Source organism: Bradyrhizobium forestalis (genome assembly GCF_002795245.1).
Taxonomy (GTDB): domain Bacteria; phylum Pseudomonadota; class Alphaproteobacteria; order Rhizobiales; family Xanthobacteraceae; genus Bradyrhizobium; species Bradyrhizobium forestalis.
Genome location: NZ_PGVG01000012.1, coordinates 1 through 15592, shown reverse-complemented (window position 1 = coordinate 15592; position 15592 = coordinate 1). Strand labels below are relative to the sequence as shown.

Here is a 15592-nt window from a genome sequence, read left to right as displayed (position 1 = left end):
ACGGACGGAACCTGGCGCGTCTGCAGCCGCTGACACTTCGTTTGTTGTCGAACTATCCTAGCCGACCGCACCGACCTCGAACACCTCGCCGTCATAGCCGGCTTCGCGGGGGATGCGGAGCTGGCGGCCGGTTTCGGTCTTGGTCATGACCGGCATCACGGTGACGATGGACATGCCGCGGGCATGGTCGAGCGCCGCGCTCACGCTGCCCTGCTTGGCGAGCCGGATCAGATTGCGCGTGGTTGGGAATGGCAGCTTGAACCGGCCGCTCTCGCCGCCCGCCACCGCTTCACGCGGCGAGACCCAGATCGAATCGGTGGACTCCCGCCCGTCATGCGCGCCGAGCTGATCGGGCGGCGCCGCAGCGAGGAAGAACCAGGTGTCGAAGCGCTTGGGCATACCCTCCGGCGTGATCCAGTGCGCGTAAGGCACCAGCGTGTCGAGCGCGAGCCGGAGGCCGTTGTCGGCGAGAATGTCGCGGAAGCTGATCTTGTGCTCGTTGAGCGCAACGCGGTGCGCATCGGCGATCTCGCCGGCGCGTTTGGCATCGACCGGCGTGCCCGTCTCCTTCGACCGCGCCAGCAGGATGCCGCTCTCCTCAAACGTCTCGCGGATCGCGGCGATCCGAAAGCCGCGGTCCGCTTCGCTCAAGGCCTCGCCGCCCGAATAGAGGTCGGAGCGGGCGACGATCTCCTTGTCGCCGGCATCGACGCTGCCACCGGGAAACACCAGCGCGCCCGAGTTGAACTCGATCTGATGATGGCGAACCATCATGAAGACCTCGATTTCCCGTGCTGCGCCGTCGCGCAGCAGGAGGATCGTCGACGCCGGGCGGGATGCTGATGTCTCGGCCATGCAACTAACCTGCGGCGCTCGATTGCGGGCCGAGATTGGCCCGCTTGTCGACACGGGCGACGCGCGACAGCAGGTACTCGACCTCCGCCTGCGCCGCCGCCGTGATGGTCGCGCCGGGCTTGCGCTGCGCGCTGGAGGCGATGACGCCGCGCTTCTGCAGCACGTATTTGCGCACGGCAAGGCCGGCGCCGGGCTGCTGCTCGTAGCGGATCAGCGGCAGATGCGCGTCGAACAGATCGTGCGCGGCATCGCGCTGGCCTTGCTTCGACAGGCGCACCACGTCGATCAGAAGCTCGGGGAAGGCGTAACCGGTCATGGCGCCGTCGGCGCCGCGCTCCATCTCGAAATCAAGGAACAGGCCGCCATTGCCGCAGAGGATCGAGAGCGGCCGCAGCGAGCCATCCTTCTGGAAATTGCGCAGCGCCGAGATCTTCTCGAGGCCCGGCCAGTCCTCGTGCTTGAGCATCACGCAATTCGGATTGTCCATGACGATCTTGCGGATCACCGCGGGCGTGAACACCACCGACAGCGTCAGCGGATAGTCCTGGAGCACCCAGGGCACGTCGGGGCCGATCGCTTCCGCCGCCTGCTTGAAATAGCCGATGATCTGATCGTCGGTGCGCAGTGACGGCGGCGGCGCGATCATCACGCCGGCCGCGCCCGCATCCATCGAGGCCTTGGCCAGCGATCGCATCGTGGCAAAGCCCGGCGCGGAGACGCCGACGATCACCTGCATCTTCTTGGCGCGCTTGACGAAGCGCACCGCCACCTGCTCGGCCTCGGCGGCATCGAGCTTGGGGGCTTCGCCCATGATGCCGAGCACCGTGACGCCGTCGCAGCCGACCTCCTCGTAGAAATCGGTCAGGCGGTCGATCGAGCGCTCGTCGATCCGGCCATCGTCGTGGAACGGCGTCGGCGCGATTGCGAAGGTGCCCTTGGCGTCGGCGGTGAGTCTCATCGTCTTTCCTTGTCTCTCTTTATTCGTCATTCCGGGATGGCCCGAAGGGACAGGCCCTGAATCCATAACCACAAGCCGGGGTTATGGATTCCGGGCTCGCGACTTCGTCGCGCCCCGGAATGACAGTGTGGCTAAAACCGCCGCGCCCCCATCTTGATCTGCTCCTCGGAGAAGAAGATCTCCCTGGCATGATCGGCGATGTCCTGGGCCTTCCAGCCCGAGTGCGGCGGCTTCCAGCCTTCCATTTCCATCATCCGCATCTCGCGCACGCCGCGGGGCCCGGACACGCCCAGCACCTTGCCGGTCTGGTCGCCCGACAAATCGCTGACCATGTATAGCACGGCCGGCGCGATGCCGTCCGGCCCCAGCGCCGCCGAGGGGTTCTCCTTATAGCGGGGCAGGTCTGCGGTCATGCGGGTCAGGGCGCCCGGAGCGAGCGTCCAGATCCGGATGTTGTATTTGCGGCCCTCGATCGCCAGCACGTTGGACAGGCCCCAGATGCCGCCCTTGGCCGCGCCGTAATTGGTCTGGCCGAAATTGCCGATCAGCCCTGATGTCGAGGAAGTGTTGACAATGACACCGCCGCCGTTTTCCCGCATCCAGCGAAACACCGGCATTGTGCAACAAAAGGTGCCCTTCAGATGGACCTTGATCACCTTGTCCCAGTCGGCCTCGGAGGCTTTTACGAAGGTCTGGTCACGCAAAATGCCGGCGTTATTGACCAGGACGTCAGCGCGGCCAAAGTGCTTGATGGCGTCGTCGAACACCGACTGGCCGCCCTCCATGGTGGAGATGTCGGCGCCGTTGGCGACGGCCTTGCCGCCCTCAGCCTTGATGGCGTCCACCACCTGCTGGGCCATCGAGGTGTCGGCGCCGGAGCCGTCGCGGGGCCCGCCGAGGTCGTTGACGACGACAGAGGCCCCTTCCCGCGCGAACAGCTTTGCATAGGCCTCACCGAGCCCGCCGCCGGCGCCGGTAATCAGCGCAACCTTGCCGTCGAGTAGTCCCATGGTGGCTTCTCCCTGTTTTTGCTTTTCACCTCTCCCCGCTTGCGGGGAGAGGTCGATCGCGCAGCGATCGGGTAAGGGGGTACAGGTCTCAATACCGTCACAGCTCGTGGTGAGAGCCCCTCACCCCACCCTCTCCCCGCAAGAGCGGGGCGAGGGAGACGACGGCCGTCGCCTGTTGCTAACCCAGCACCGTCTTCCCGTTCTTGATCACGGTGACGCCGCGCGACTTCACCTTGGCTTCGAACGAGATCACGTTGCCGTCCTTCCAGAGGTCCATGGTCACGGTCTCGCCCGGATAAACCGGGGAAGAGAACCGCGCGACGTGCTGGCGGAAGGCGGAGGCGTCGTAGTCGGCATAGGTCTGGAGCACGCCGCGGCAGGTGATGCCGTAGGTGCACATGCCGTGCAGGATCGGGCGCGGGAAGCCGGCCTTCTTGGCGAATTCGGGATCGGAGTGCAGCGGGTTGCGGTCGCCGCAGAGGCGATAGACCAGCGCCTGGTCGGGGCGCGTGGTGATATCGATGGTCTTGTCGGGTGCGCGCGCGGGGATCCTGTGCGGATCCGGCTGGGTCAGGTTCGGCCCGCCGAAGCCGCCGTCGCCGCGAGCGAAGCGCGAGGCGACCAGCGTTGCCAGCTTCTCGCCCTTCTCGTTCTTCAGCACGGTCTGGTGAACGATGACGACGCCCTTGTCCTTGCCCTTGTCGTAGACTTCGAGGACGGAGGAGTCGGCTGTGATGCGCGCGGCCACCGGCAGCGGCTGATGGAAGGTGATGTCGCGCTCGCCGTCGACCACCATCACGCGGTTGAGATTCATCTCGCCGGGACCCGAGCCCCAGGCGGCAACGGACGCAAACGTCGGCACCACCTTGAGCGGCCGCGGCGTCAGCGTGCCCTCGTTGACGAAGGCGAGCTCCTTCTCGTCCATGGGATCGGCGCCGAGGCCGATGCCGTAGGCGTAGAGCATCACCTCGCGGTCGGTGTAGGCGTATTTCTGGCCGATGTTTTTGAGGGCTTTGAGCTCTTCGTATCTGGCGGACATTTTTCTGGTTTCCTCCCGGCATTTGTCTCAGCGAGCAGCCGCGCTCGTTAATGTGCCCTCTCCCCTTGTGGGAGAGGGCCGCACCGCTCTTGCAACAAACTCACTCGGGTGAGGGGTTGGCTCCGCAATGACACTTTTCGTGTGGAGAGAGACCCCTCACCCGGCAGCCTTCGGCTGCCACCCTCTCCCACAAGGGGAGAGGGTTACATCTTGCTTCGCGTCAGGCCATCGTGAAGAACGGCAGCGGTGCGCCATCGGTGGCCTTGAACACCACCTTCACCTTCTGGCCGATCTTGAGCTTTTCGAGATCGCAGTCGACGAAATTGGTCTGCACCGACGGCCCCTCCTTCAGCGTGACGTAGCCGATGGCGTAGGGCCCGGTCGGCGACTTCCGCATCAGACTGTAGGTGTAGATCGTGCCCTCGCCCGAGGCCTGCTCCCACACCGTCTTGTCGGAGTAGCAGAACGGGCAGATCGAGCGCGGGAAGTAATGCGCTTCGCCGCAAGCGGTGCAGCGCTTGATCATGAACCTGCCCTCTTTCGCCGCATCCCAGAACGCCGCGGTCTCGGGGTTCGTCACCGGAGTCGGATATTTCTTTGCTTCACTCATCACACGCGCTCCAGAATGGCCGTCGAGGCGGCGTGGCGAACACCCAAGAGGCCGCCGGTGCCGTGGGCGATGGCGAGATCGCAGTTCTTGACCTGCACCTTCGGATGCGCCTCGCCGCGCAGCTGCCTGACAGCCTCGAGGATCTTGGTCATGCCGCCGCGATTGACGGGATGGTTGCTGCAAAGACCGCCGCCGTCGGTGTTGAACGGCAGCTTGCCAACGCCGGAGATCAGATTGCCGTCGGCGACGAACTTGCCGCCTTCGCCCTTCTTGCAGAAGCCGAGGTCTTCGAGCTGCATCAAGACGGTGATGGTGAAGCTGTCATAGATCGAGGCGTACTTGATGTCCTTCGGCGTGATGCCGGCTTCCTCGAACGCGCGGGGGCCGGACCAGACGCCGGCGGAGTATGTGAGGTCGAGATCCTTGCCGCCGCGCGGGCCTTTCATGGCTTCGCCATGGCCGATCAGGCGCACCTGCGGCTTCTTCAGGCTCTTCGCGATCTCCGGCGTGGTCACGATCAGCGCGCCGCCGCCGTCGGAGACGACGCAGCAATCCATGCGATGCAGGGGATCGGAGATCATCGGCGAGTTCAGGACGTCCTCGACGGTGACGACGTCCTTGAGCATCGCATGCGGATTGTATTGCGCGTGATGGGAGGCCGCGACCTTGATCCAGGCGAGCTGCTCGGAGGTTGTGCCATAGTCGTGCATGTGGCGCATGGCACACATGCCATAGGCATTGTGCGTGGTCGCGCCGTAAGCGGACTCGAAATCGGCCTCGGCGCCGGCCGCGCGCGGCGGCATCACGCCCGTGCGCGGCTTGCCGGCGAGCGTAACAAGCGCGATCGAGCACTTGCCCGCGGCGATCGCCTCGGCCGCGTGGCCGAGATGGATGATGTAGGAGCAGCCTCCGGTCTCGGTGGAATCGATGTGGCGCAGCTTCTTGGTGTTCAGGCCGAGATAGTCGACCATCGGCCAGGCGCCGCCCGGGGCATCGCCCGCGCAGAAATAGCCGTCGACATCGTCCTTGCTGATCCCGGCATCCTCGATCGCACCCTTGGCGACCTCGGCATGGAGCTGGGCGGTGGATTTGTCCGGCGCATGCCGGGTCGGGTGTTCGTAGATCCCGGCAATGTAGGCCTTGCCCTTGATGGTCAAACTTCAGGTCTCCGCTCGCGTTTCTTCTTGGCTCTTTTTTCTGAACCGCACCGGCCTGATTGGCAAGCGCGGAAATATTCCGCCCCGCGAGAGGGCAGCGGGTTGGCGCAAGTGGGGGACGTTCTCGTGTCCCGGACGTGCTGCAACGCTTCAGCGTTGCTGCGCAGAGCCGGGACCCATGCCACCGCGTCCTCGTTGCGAGATGGGCCCCGGCTCAGCAGCGCACCGCCAAGTGGCGCTGCGCAGCGTCCGGGGCACGAGAGCTTGCGTTGCAGGCACACCCTCGCATCCTCGCGGCACTTCTCGCCCGAGCCTTGCGTCCGTCTTGCTCCCCTCTCAAAACAGAGGGCGCAGGGAAGACCGGGTGCCGGCTGGGCACCCACGGTCCGCTGTGCGCGAATTGCGCGAAGAACAGATGCACAGCGGCATACAGGTGCGGCCAAACATCCGGCCTTCCCTGCGCAGTGGTTTTACGGCTTATGTCGCGCTCTCCCCGGGGAGCGATGCACTATTGCCCCCGTCGCCTTGCAAGTAACCGCAAGACTTGACGCACAGACCCCGGGCGTCAGGACCACACGATTTTGCCGTACGCGAGACCGCGCCTGTCGTGTGCACGAGACGATTGCCCGTGCGACGCAGCCCGCGTCCACCGCCGCTCACCCCGCGTTTCGTGACGATCGCGATACGCCCCTTTTGAGGGGATGAGGTGGGCGGGTGGATACGCCAATTCCGAATTTCGGTAAAGCGGAATGTTTTTGCGGGCGCGGATTGACCCACGGCATGATGTTTTGCCCGGCGGGCAACGCAAGGGATGGTGTCGTAGGTGCCGTAGGCGTAGCCCGGATGAGCGAAGCGACATCCGGGATACCGCAAGCACCGCCCCGGGTGTCGCTTCGCTCACCCGGGCTACTGGGTCTACTCCGCTGCGATCTGCCTTGGCGCAGATGGCGGGCTCGCCAAATCCGCGGCGAGCTGGGCGTAGCGGGTTTTGGCGTCCGCCACCGCCTTCTCCTTCACCGGGCCGTAGCCGCGGATGCGGTCGGGCAGAGACAAGAGCTCCACTGCGGTGTCGATCGTCACGGGCGACAACAGGCCGAGCACGGTGGCGACATCTTTCTCGTAGCCGGCAATCAGGTCGCGCTCGAGCTTGCGGTCGGCGCTGCGGCCGAAGATGTCGAGCGGGGTGTCGCGCAGGAATTTGAACTTTGCGAGCACGCGGAAGACGTTCAGCATCCACGGGCCGAAGGCGCGCTTCTTCGGGCGGCCCAAGGCATCGACACCGCTCACCAGGATCGGCGGCGCGAGGTTGAAGCTGAACTTGAAGTCGCCCTCGAACTGGTCGCGGAGCTGCTGCTCGAAAGCGCCATCGGAGAAGAGGCGCGCGACTTCGTATTCGTCCTTGTAGGCCAAGAGCTTGGCATAGTTCACCGCGACCGCGCGCGGCAGCGCATCGCCGTAGCCGCCCTGCTTGGCGGCATCGCGAACCTGATCGACCAGCTTGCGATAGCGCTTGGCGAGACGGGTGTTCTGGTAGGCGACCAGATGCTTGGCGCGGTGCTCGATGATCTCGTCCAGCGTCATCGCATCCAGCGTCTTCGGTGCAGCCACCTCGTCGGTCCCCTTCAGCATGTCGGCGAGGCGCTGGGGATCGGCGACCGCGAGGCGGCCGAGGCGGAAGGCTTCCTTGTTCATCTTGATCGAGACGCCGTTGACCTCGATGGCCTGCTCGATCGATTCCGCGGAGAGTGGCAGCAGGCCTTTCTGATAGGCATAGCCCATCATCATCATGTTGGTGGCGATGCTGTCGCCGAGCAGCTGCTCGGCGGGCCTGGTGAAATCGAAGAAGACGGAGCCCTTGTGCAGCGCCGTCTCCAGCACCGCATTGAGCTTGCGGGTCTGGAAGTTGAAGTCGCGGTTGAGGATGAAGTCGGCGGTGGGAATGACGTGGCTGTTGATGATGCCGCGGGTGCGGCTGGGGTCGCAGAGCGAGATGGTGTCCTTGGCGACCGCGACTACCTCGTCCGCGGCGAGCACGAGATCGGCCGTGCCGGTGACGATGCGCGAGCAGGTCACCTCGGCCGGATGGTCTGATAGCCGCACATGGCTGAGCACCGCCCCGCCCTTTTGCGCCAGGCCCGACATGTCCAGGATCATCGAGGCCTTGCCCTCGATATGGGCGGCCATGCCGAGCAGCGCGCCGATGGTGAGCACGCCGGTGCCGCCGACACCGCCGACGGCGATGTTATAGGGCTTATCGAGAGTCGGGCGCGAGGCCGGCTCGGGCAGCTCGCCGATCTCGGCGAGTTCGCTAGGTGCGCGGTGGCGCGGCGCGCCGCCGTCGATGGTGACGAAGGACGGGCAGAAACCCTTGAGGCAGGAATAGTCCTTGTTGCAGGACGACTGGTTGATGGCGCGCTTGCGGCCGAACTCGGTCTCCAGCGGTTCGACCGAGATGCAGTTCGACTGCACCGAGCAATCGCCACAGCCCTCGCAGACCGCCGGGTTGATCATGACGCGGCGTGCCGGATCCTCCATCAGGCCGCGCTTGCGGCGGCGCCGCTTCTCGGCGGCACAGGTCTGCACGAAGACGATCGCCGAGGTGCCTTTGTACTCGCGGCACATCTTCATGACGTTGTCGAGCTCGTCGCGGTGATACTTCTTCACGCCGGGCGCGATGGTATTGGCCGGATACGCGTCGGGATTTTCGGACACCAGGTAAATCTCGCTGATGCCCTCGGCATGAAGCTGCGCCATGATCTTCTGCGGGGAGAGATCGCCGTCATGGCGCTGGCCGCCGGTCATGGCGACGGCGTCGTTGTAGAGGATCTTGTAGGTGATGTTGGCCTTGGAGGCGATCGCCTGGCGGATCGCGAGAATGCCCGAATGGAAATAGGTGCCGTCACCGAGATTGGCGAAGATGTGGTTCTCGTTGGTGAACGGCGCGATGCCGACCCACGGCACGCCCTCGCCGCCCATATGGGTGAACGTCTCGGTCGAGCGGTCCATCCACAGCGCCATGAAGTGACAGCCGATGCCGGCGAGCGCGCGACTTCCCTCTGGGACCTTGGTCGAGGTGTTGTGGGGGCAGCCGGAGCAGAAATAGGGAGTGCGGGAGACGGGCGCGACCGCCTGCATCTGGGTGGCCTGACGGCCGTTGAACCAATCGGCCTTGACGCGGAGCATCTCCGCGATCTCGGGGTTGAGATTAAGTCGAAGCAGCCGCTCGGTGAGCGAGGTCGCAAGCGAGGCGACGCTGAGTTCGGCGGCGAAGGTCAGGAAGCGCTTGTCGTGCTCGTCCATCTTGCCGACGATGCGCGGGCGAACGTCGTCGCGCCAGTTGAACAGCTCCTGCTTGACCTGGTTCTCGACGATCTCGCGGCGCTCCTCGACGATGAAGATCTCCTCGAGCCCGACGGCGAACTGGCGCACGCCCTCCGGCTCGAGCGGCCAGGGCATGCCGATCTTGTAGAGACGCAAGCCGATTTTGGCGGCAACCTCCTCGGTGATCCCCAGCTCGCGCAGCGCCTGGCGCACGTCCTCGTAGCTCTTGCCTGACGCCATGATGCCGAAGCGCGCGTTCGGCGAATCCATGGTGACGCGGTTGACCTTGTTGGCGCGGGCAAAGGCGATCGCGGCAAAGCCCTTGTAGTCCTGCAGGCGCCGGTCCTGCTCGAAACGGTCGTCGGGCCAGCGCAGATTGAGCCCGCCGGGCGGCAGCTCGAAATCGGTCGGGATGATGAAGGGCTTCATCTCGTCGGTGAGGTCGATCTCGGCGGTGGTCTCCACCGTCTCCGTGATCACCTTCATGCCGACCCAGCAGCCGGAATAGCGTGACATCGCGATGCCGAGCAGGCCCATCTCGATCATCTCGTGGATGCTCGAGGGATAGAGATAGGGCATCAGCGCCGAGATGAAGGCGTGGTCGGACTGATGCGGAACCGTGGATGATTTTGCGCCGTGATCGTCGCCGGCAAGACACAGCACGCCGCCGTTCTTGGCCGAGCCCGCGGCATTGCCGTGACGGAACACGTCGCCGCAGCGGTCGACGCCGGGCCCCTTGCCGTACCAGATGCCGACCACGCCGTCGTATTTGGCGCCGGGCGAAAGGTTGAGCTGCTGCGAGCCCCAGACGGCGGTTGCGGCGAGGTCCTCGTTCACGCCGGGCTGGAACTTGATGTTGTACTGTTCGAGATGCTTGCGGGCGGCGAAGAGTTGCTGGTCGTAGCCGCCGAGCGGCGAGCCGCGATAGCCGGAGATGAAGCCCGCGGTGTTGAGGCCGTTGGCGCGGTCGCGCCGGATCTGGGCCATCGGCAGCCGGACCAGGGCCTGGATGCCCGTGGTGAAGACGTGTCCGGTCTGCTGGGTGTATTTTTGATCGAGACTGATCGGACCCTGGTTGATGCCCATACTGTCCTCTTTTGCCGCCCTGTTCAGGTCTTGCCGACTTAAGCCGTTGCCTTCCCGTTGTTTTTAGCTAGGGCGCGCCGACCACCGCCGCCACTCTATGTCGGATATTTAACGCGACGCATCACAAATCTGGACCAAAGCGAGCGCCGGGTAAAAATCGCAATTTCGTGGCTGCAAAGGCGTCGGGCATTTTCAATTTGTGTCACCATCCCCCCGCCGTCGCGAAATGAATTGACGCTCCCTTCACGCAGGTGAGGTCGATTGGTCGCAGGAGAGGCTTTCGATGCGAACGATTCTGGCTGGCTTGGCTGTTGCGGGTTTGGCGTTGTGCAGTGCGGTTGGAAGCGCGGCCCGTGCCGCCGAACCATCGCCGGAGTTGATCGCCTATGGCAAGGCGCTGGTCGAGGCCGGCGGCTGCGCGGGCTGCCACACCGCCGATCCGGAGAGGCCCTTCGCGGGCGGCAAACGCATCGACACCCCGTTCGGCGCGGTCTATGCGCCGAACCTGACGCCGGACCGCGACGCCGGCATCGGCGCCTGGACGGATGCCGATTTCACCCGCGCCCTGCGCTACGGGGTCGCGCCGGACGGATCGAACTACTACCCGGCCTTCCCCTACACCTACTTCACGAAGATGACGAAGGACGACACGCTGGCGATCCGGGCCTATCTCGGCACGCTTGCGCCCGTCACCAGCCCCAACAAGCCGCCGGAGCTGCGCTGGCCGTTCGGCTATCGCGGCCTGATGCGGATCTGGAATGCCATGTACTTCAAGCCCGGCCTGTTCGAGCCGGACCAGAGCAAGAGCGCGGCCTGGAACAGAGGCGGCTATCTCGTCACCGGGCTCGGTCATTGCGGCGCCTGCCACACGCCCAAGAACTATTTCGGCGCCGACAGGGACGCGCAGGCGCTATCCGGCAATGAGATCGGCGGCTGGTTTGCGCCGCGGCTCGATGGCGCCGCGCGCACCGGGCTGAAATCGTGGAGCGAGGAGGACATTACGGAGTACCTGCAAAGCGGGCGTAACGCCAAGAGCCACGCCGGCGGGCCAATGGCGGAGGTCATCGTCAACTCGACCTCGAAGATGAGCGATGCCGATGTACGCGCGATCGCGCTATATCTGAAGAGCCTGCCGCCGGCCCGGCGCGAGACAATCGTGACACCGCCCGACGATGCCGAGATGAAGGCCGGCCAGGCCGTCTATGCAAAGCTCTGCATCGCCTGCCACGAGGCCGACGGCTCGGGCGCGCCGCGCATCTACCCGCCGCTGCCGGGCAATGCGCTGCTGCAATCGATCAATCCATCCTCCACCTTGCGCATCATCCTCGACGGTGCCCACACCGTGACGACGCCGCGCGCACCCAACACCGGCGAGATGCCGGGCTATGCCAAGCAATTGTCCGACCGCGAGATCGCGGCGGTGACGAACTACATCCGCAATTCCTGGGGCAATGCGGGCCCGCTGGTGACGCCAGCCCAGGTGGCGAAGGCGAGGAAGGCGGAGTAAGTCCCCCCGCTTGCGGCCGCACGCGGGGAGAGGCGAAGAAAGAGCTCTACTTGCCCTCATCCCCCGTGAACACGAATTTCGGCATCTCCCATTTGTAGCGCACCGCGAGCAGGCGGAAGCTGAGGCCGAGCACGAAGGTTAGAATCGTCCAGAGCTCGGCATTGAGATTGAGGCCGAAGGCGGTGGCATAGAACAATCCTGTCACGACCGAGACGCTGGCATAGAGCTCGGATCGAAACAGCAGCGGCACGTCGTTGCAGAGCACGTCGCGCAAGACCCCGCCGGCACAGCCCGTCACCATGCCCGAGACGATCACGATCGGCAGCGAAGCATCCATCTGCCAGCCGACGTTGCAGCCGATCATGGTGAAGACGACGAGGCCGATGGCATCGAGCACGATGAAGGCGAGGTACAACCGATGCACCAGCCGCGCGATCAGGATGGTCAGCAGCGCCGCCCCACCCGGCAGTGCGAGGTAGATCGGGTTGGCCACCCACACCAGCGGATAATGACCGAGAAACAGATCGCGCAGCGTGCCGCCGCCAAGCGCGGTGATGCAGGCGAGAAGACAAACGCCGACATAATCCATGCTGCGCCGCCCCGCGGCCAGTGCCGCCGTCATGCCCTCAGCCGTGATGGCGATGAGCGCCAGAAAGTGCAGCACGCTATCGGTCGGCGGCAGGCTCCACATCAGCTTCGTCCCTCGTCGCGGCCATGGAACTCGCGTCCAGTTCCCGAGCAAACAGGTTCCCGATTCCCGCCGCCGGAGCAACATGCGACGAAAGCATTGGGTGGCGCGGAACAGAATCTCGCACCTGAGGGTTGTCCCGGGGTCATAACCCGAGGAGACCAATCGATGGCTGACGACCGTTTTCCCAACGATCCGTATCGCCCGAACCTCGCCGACGATGAGTATCTTCGCGCGGCACGCCGGGATGCCGACCTTCAGGCCGATCCCGAGCTTGGCGAAGGCCCTGCCTCCAGCGGCAGGATCGCGCTGTTTGCCGTGGCCGTCGCCCTGGTGCTCGGCGCGGTGTTCTACGGCTTGAACAACACGACCACCAGCAACCAGGCGAGCAACGAGCCGGCTTCGCGAACTGCTCAGCAGACGGCGCCGGCCAACCCGGCCGCCCCTCCCGGCATGCGTGACGTAACGCCGCGCAGCAACACCGAGCCGGGCACGACCACGGGTGCTGCACCGAGCAAACCGGCCCCGGATACACAGAGTCCGTCTGACGGCGCGAAGTAACAACGCGACTGCCATCGCGCAGCACACAACTGTCATCGCCCGGCTTGACCGGGCGATCCAGTACTCCGAGACGGTATCGATTGAACCGAAAAGCCGCGGCGTACTGGATTCCCCGCCCCCGTGCGCAAGTGCGCGCGAGGCGGGGAATGACACCGAAAGGATGAGAGAGCGGCGGGACTGACCGTCCCGCCGCTTTTCGTTCAGCTGAGCATCTTCTTCAGCCGAACATCTTGTTGAGCTCGCCGCCGGGATAGCCGCTGCCAAGCTCTGTGAACGTTCCCTTCTCCGCCATCTCCTTTGCCGCACGCATGAAGCCGCCCCAGGCGGCGCGGGCGAGCGAGCCGCCGACGCTGATCCGGCGCACGCCGAGATCTTGGGCTTCCTGCAGCGACAGGCCGGACGCGCCGATCAGAAGATTGAACGGCTTTGGTGCGACAGCCTTCACCACCGCGGCGATGTCCTCGCGGCTCCTCAGGCCCGGCGCATAGAGGCAGTCGGCACCTGCATCCGCGTAGGCGGTGAGCCGGTCGATGACGAGCTTGAGATCGGTGACGCCCCAGAGATACGCCTCACAGCGGCCGACCAGCAGCGTGCCGCTGTCGCCGATCGCCTTGCGCGAGGCCTTGATGCGCTCGACCGCCAGCGCGCGGTCGTAGAGCGGCTTGTCCTTGTCGCCGGTGGAATCCTCAATCGACAGGCCCGCCACGCCGGTACGCACGCAGCGCTCGACATTGTCGGCGACCTTGTCCGGCTCGACGGCAAAGCCGCCCTCGAAATCGGCGTTCACGGGGATGTCGACGGCCGAGCTCAATGCTGCCAGATGCTGACAGACGTCCTCGACGCTGACGTGATTGTCCGCCTTGCCGATGGTCCAGGCAAAGCCGGCGCTCGATGACGCAATCGCCTTGAAACCGAGATGTTGCAACGCTTTCGCACTGCCGACATCGACCGGGTTCGGCAAAATGAAGCAGCCGCTCTCGTGCATCTTCCTGAACGTCGCGCGCTTGTCAGCGGTCGTCACATGCATGTTTCTCTCCCTTGTTGGCCGCGCAGACATAGGCGCGCGTTTTCAACTCCGCTAGTGCGCGTCGTGTACGGCGCGGCTGTCCTTCGGGGCCTGCTCGCGGTCGGTCATGCTGTAGTCCCGGATCACGCTGGCGATGCGCAGATGATAATCCGCGAAGATTTTTGCGCGGCCTTTTGCCTGGGTGCGGCGGTGCTCCATCGTGTTGCGCCAGGCCGCTACTGCCGCCTCATCCCGCCAGAACGACACCGACAGGATCTTGCCCTTCTCGGTCAGGCTCTCGAAGCGCTCGACCGAGATGAAGCCGTCGATGGTCTGCAGCAGTGGCTTCAGGTCGGCAGCGAGGTCAAAATAGTCCTGGCGGTGTTCCGGCTTGGGCCAGACCTCGAAGATCACGGCGATCATGGGCATCTCCTGCTGTTGGTGGACTACAATACCACCTTGCGCAGGAAGGTGCGCTCTTCCGTGAGGATGAATTTGTGTTCCTCGGCGAAGTGGAAATTCGCCATGCCCTCAGCGTCCTGCCGCAGCCGCGTGCGATAGGCTTCATAGGCCGCCAGGCTCTCGAAGCTGATCAGTCCGAAGGCGATGTTGTTGGTGCCCTCATGCGGCATGAAATAGCCGATCAGGTCGCCGCCGCATTTCGGGATGATGGTGAGCCAGCGCTTCGCATATTCCTCGAACTGCGCGCGCTTGAAGGGATCGAGCTGGTAACGGATGAAGACGGTGACGGACATGATGGGCTCCTGATTGGCCGTGGCAGCGAGCAAAGCAACACCGTCGCCGCTGAAGCTTCTCGATTGCTTCGCTTCGCTCGCAATGACGTGTTCGTAACAACACGCTACGCCCTTGCCCGACCACAATGCTTCGGCTACCATCGAAGCATGAAATCAGGTCCCGACATCGCCATGGTCGCCTCGCTGGTCGGCGATCCCGCCCGCGCCAATATGCTCACGGCGCTGATGAACGGCCGCGCGCTCACTGCCAGCGAGCTGGCGCAGGAGGCCGGCATCACACCGCAGACCGCGAGCTCGCATCTTTCGAAGCTCGAGGCCGGCGGGCTGGTCGAACCGGAGAAGCAGGGCCGGCACCGCTACTACCGCCTCACCGACGACGACGTCGCCGGCGTGCTCGAGGGGCTTGCGGGCCTTGCCGCGCGGACCGGCCACATGCGCGTGCGAACCGGACCGAAGGACCCTGCGCTGCGGCGCGCGCGGATCTGCTACGACCATCTCGCTGGCGATCTCGGCGTGCAGATGCTGGACTCCCTGCGCCAGCGGCAGCTGGTCAGGCAGAGGAAGCAGGACATCGAGCTCACGGCCGAGGGCGAGCGCTTCCTCGCCAAGCATCTGCAGATCTCGCCCGACATGCTCAGCCACCCACGCCGCCCCGTGTGCAAGGCGTGCCTCGACTGGAGCGAGCGGCGTCACCATCTCGCCGGCACGCTGGGCGCGGCCTTGATGCAGCGCTTCGCTGAGCTGAAATGGGCCGCGCGCGATGCCACGCCCGGCAGCCGCGTCGTGAATTTCACGCGTACCGGCGAGAAGCAGTTCGCTGCGCTGTTCGGTAGCGGGCAGGACTGATCACGCGAGCCGCATGAAATCGCACATTTGCGTGTGATTGGACGCTCTCGTCACGGCCGGGCTTGACCCACGGCTGTCCGGTTCATTGGAAGTATAGTCCAAGGTTCAACTGATTTTGGTTGATTGGGACGGATTGCCGTAGTTCGAGCAAGTTGTTGATCGGCCGTCTGTGCATGAGATTTGTGCGGACGAG

The 15592-nt window shown here is 64.8% G+C and carries 14 protein-coding genes; 3 read left to right on the top strand and 11 right to left on the bottom strand.

The window, feature by feature from the left end; genetic code table 11:
* Positions 1 to 57 precede the first annotated feature (57 nt).
* The 7 genes from CVM73_RS16300 to CVM73_RS16265 form a co-directional block, all read right to left on the bottom strand.
* Positions 58 to 855 (bottom strand): NUDIX hydrolase, encoded by a 798-nt coding sequence (locus CVM73_RS16300; RefSeq protein ID WP_100232979.1) that lies wholly within the window; start codon positions 853 to 855, stop codon positions 58 to 60.
* A gap of 4 nt (positions 856 to 859) precedes the next feature.
* Positions 860 to 1813 (bottom strand): dihydrodipicolinate synthase family protein, encoded by a 954-nt coding sequence (locus CVM73_RS16295; RefSeq protein WP_100232978.1) that lies wholly within the window; start codon positions 1811 to 1813, stop codon positions 860 to 862.
* 131 nt (positions 1814 to 1944) lie between these two features.
* A complete protein-coding gene (locus CVM73_RS16290) occupies positions 1945 to 2823 on the bottom strand; it encodes an SDR family oxidoreductase (protein WP_100232977.1) in 879 nt (292 codons plus the stop codon).
* A 178-nt stretch (positions 2824 to 3001) separates the two neighbouring features.
* Positions 3002 to 3862 (bottom strand): MaoC family dehydratase, encoded by an 861-nt coding sequence (locus CVM73_RS16285; protein ID WP_100232976.1) that lies wholly within the window; start codon positions 3860 to 3862, stop codon positions 3002 to 3004.
* A gap of 220 nt (positions 3863 to 4082) precedes the next feature.
* Positions 4083 to 4472, bottom strand: a complete 390-nt coding sequence (locus tag CVM73_RS16280) for a Zn-ribbon domain-containing OB-fold protein (RefSeq protein WP_100232975.1) — start codon at positions 4470 to 4472, stop codon at positions 4083 to 4085.
* Positions 4472 to 5629 carry a thiolase domain-containing protein gene (locus CVM73_RS16275; protein WP_100232974.1) on the bottom strand — a complete coding sequence of 386 codons (1158 nt, stop codon included), beginning with the start codon at positions 5627 to 5629 and terminating at the stop codon, positions 4472 to 4474. The genes CVM73_RS16280 and CVM73_RS16275 overlap by 1 nt, the downstream gene beginning before the upstream one ends.
* 915 nt (positions 5630 to 6544) lie before the next feature.
* On the bottom strand, positions 6545 to 10036 hold the full coding sequence (locus tag CVM73_RS16265) for an indolepyruvate ferredoxin oxidoreductase family protein (RefSeq protein WP_100232973.1): 3492 nt from the start codon (positions 10034 to 10036) through the stop codon (positions 6545 to 6547).
* A 283-nt stretch (positions 10037 to 10319) separates the two neighbouring features.
* Between CVM73_RS16265 and CVM73_RS16260 the strand changes: the two genes are divergently transcribed.
* Positions 10320 to 11543 carry a c-type cytochrome gene (locus tag CVM73_RS16260; protein ID WP_100232972.1) on the top strand — a complete coding sequence of 408 codons (1224 nt, stop codon included), beginning with the start codon at positions 10320 to 10322 and terminating at the stop codon, positions 11541 to 11543.
* A 46-nt stretch (positions 11544 to 11589) separates the two neighbouring features.
* On the opposite strand, the gene CVM73_RS16255 is transcribed toward CVM73_RS16260, so the two are convergent.
* Positions 11590 to 12234, bottom strand: a complete 645-nt coding sequence (locus CVM73_RS16255) for a trimeric intracellular cation channel family protein (RefSeq protein ID WP_100232971.1) — start codon at positions 12232 to 12234, stop codon at positions 11590 to 11592.
* Positions 12235 to 12399: 165 nt separating this feature from the next.
* Between CVM73_RS16255 and CVM73_RS16250 the strand changes: the two genes are divergently transcribed.
* On the top strand, positions 12400 to 12792 hold the full coding sequence (locus tag CVM73_RS16250; protein ID WP_100232970.1) for a lipase chaperone: 393 nt from the start codon (positions 12400 to 12402) through the stop codon (positions 12790 to 12792).
* A 217-nt stretch (positions 12793 to 13009) separates the two neighbouring features.
* Here the strand turns inward: CVM73_RS16250 and CVM73_RS16245 are convergent, their stop codons facing one another.
* Genes CVM73_RS16245 through CVM73_RS16235 form a run of 3 tightly spaced genes read right to left on the bottom strand, consistent with a single transcriptional unit; the run spans position 13010 to position 14553 of the window.
* Positions 13010 to 13819 (bottom strand): isocitrate lyase/PEP mutase family protein, encoded by an 810-nt coding sequence (locus CVM73_RS16245; RefSeq protein ID WP_100232969.1) that lies wholly within the window; start codon positions 13817 to 13819, stop codon positions 13010 to 13012.
* 51 nt (positions 13820 to 13870) lie between these two features.
* On the bottom strand, positions 13871 to 14221 hold the full coding sequence (locus tag CVM73_RS16240) for an antibiotic biosynthesis monooxygenase family protein (RefSeq protein WP_027574093.1): 351 nt from the start codon (positions 14219 to 14221) through the stop codon (positions 13871 to 13873).
* A gap of 23 nt (positions 14222 to 14244) precedes the next feature.
* Positions 14245 to 14553: an NIPSNAP family protein gene (locus tag CVM73_RS16235; protein ID WP_100233123.1), complete on the bottom strand. Its 309-nt coding sequence runs from the start codon at positions 14551 to 14553 to the stop codon at positions 14245 to 14247.
* 147 nt (positions 14554 to 14700) lie between these two features.
* Between CVM73_RS16235 and CVM73_RS16230 the strand changes: the two genes are divergently transcribed.
* Positions 14701 to 15399 carry a winged helix-turn-helix domain-containing protein gene (locus CVM73_RS16230; RefSeq protein WP_167406874.1) on the top strand — a complete coding sequence of 233 codons (699 nt, stop codon included), beginning with the start codon at positions 14701 to 14703 and terminating at the stop codon, positions 15397 to 15399.
* Positions 15400 to 15592 lie beyond the last annotated feature (193 nt).

Coding starts and splice junctions, on each gene's coding strand:
- CVM73_RS16300 (WP_100232979.1), bottom strand. CDS start 855: ATGGCCGAGACATCAGCATCCCGCCCGGCGTCGACGATCCTCCTGCTG.
- CVM73_RS16295 (WP_100232978.1), bottom strand. CDS start 1,813: ATGAGACTCACCGCCGACGCCAAGGGCACCTTCGCAATCGCGCCGACG.
- CVM73_RS16290 (WP_100232977.1), bottom strand. CDS start 2,823: ATGGGACTACTCGACGGCAAGGTTGCGCTGATTACCGGCGCCGGCGGC.
- CVM73_RS16285 (WP_100232976.1), bottom strand. CDS start 3,862: ATGTCCGCCAGATACGAAGAGCTCAAAGCCCTCAAAAACATCGGCCAG.
- CVM73_RS16280 (WP_100232975.1), bottom strand. CDS start 4,472: ATGAGTGAAGCAAAGAAATATCCGACTCCGGTGACGAACCCCGAGACC.
- CVM73_RS16265 (WP_100232973.1), bottom strand. CDS start 10,036: ATGGGCATCAACCAGGGTCCGATCAGTCTCGATCAAAAATACACCCAG.
- CVM73_RS16260 (WP_100232972.1), top strand. CDS start 10,320: ATGCGAACGATTCTGGCTGGCTTGGCTGTTGCGGGTTTGGCGTTGTGC.
- CVM73_RS16255 (WP_100232971.1), bottom strand. CDS start 12,234: ATGTGGAGCCTGCCGCCGACCGATAGCGTGCTGCACTTTCTGGCGCTC.
- CVM73_RS16250 (WP_100232970.1), top strand. CDS start 12,400: ATGGCTGACGACCGTTTTCCCAACGATCCGTATCGCCCGAACCTCGCC.
- CVM73_RS16245 (WP_100232969.1), bottom strand. CDS start 13,819: ATGCATGTGACGACCGCTGACAAGCGCGCGACGTTCAGGAAGATGCAC.
- CVM73_RS16240 (WP_027574093.1), bottom strand. CDS start 14,221: ATGATCGCCGTGATCTTCGAGGTCTGGCCCAAGCCGGAACACCGCCAG.
- CVM73_RS16235 (WP_100233123.1), bottom strand. CDS start 14,553: ATGTCCGTCACCGTCTTCATCCGTTACCAGCTCGATCCCTTCAAGCGC.
- CVM73_RS16230 (WP_167406874.1), top strand. CDS start 14,701: ATGAAATCAGGTCCCGACATCGCCATGGTCGCCTCGCTGGTCGGCGAT.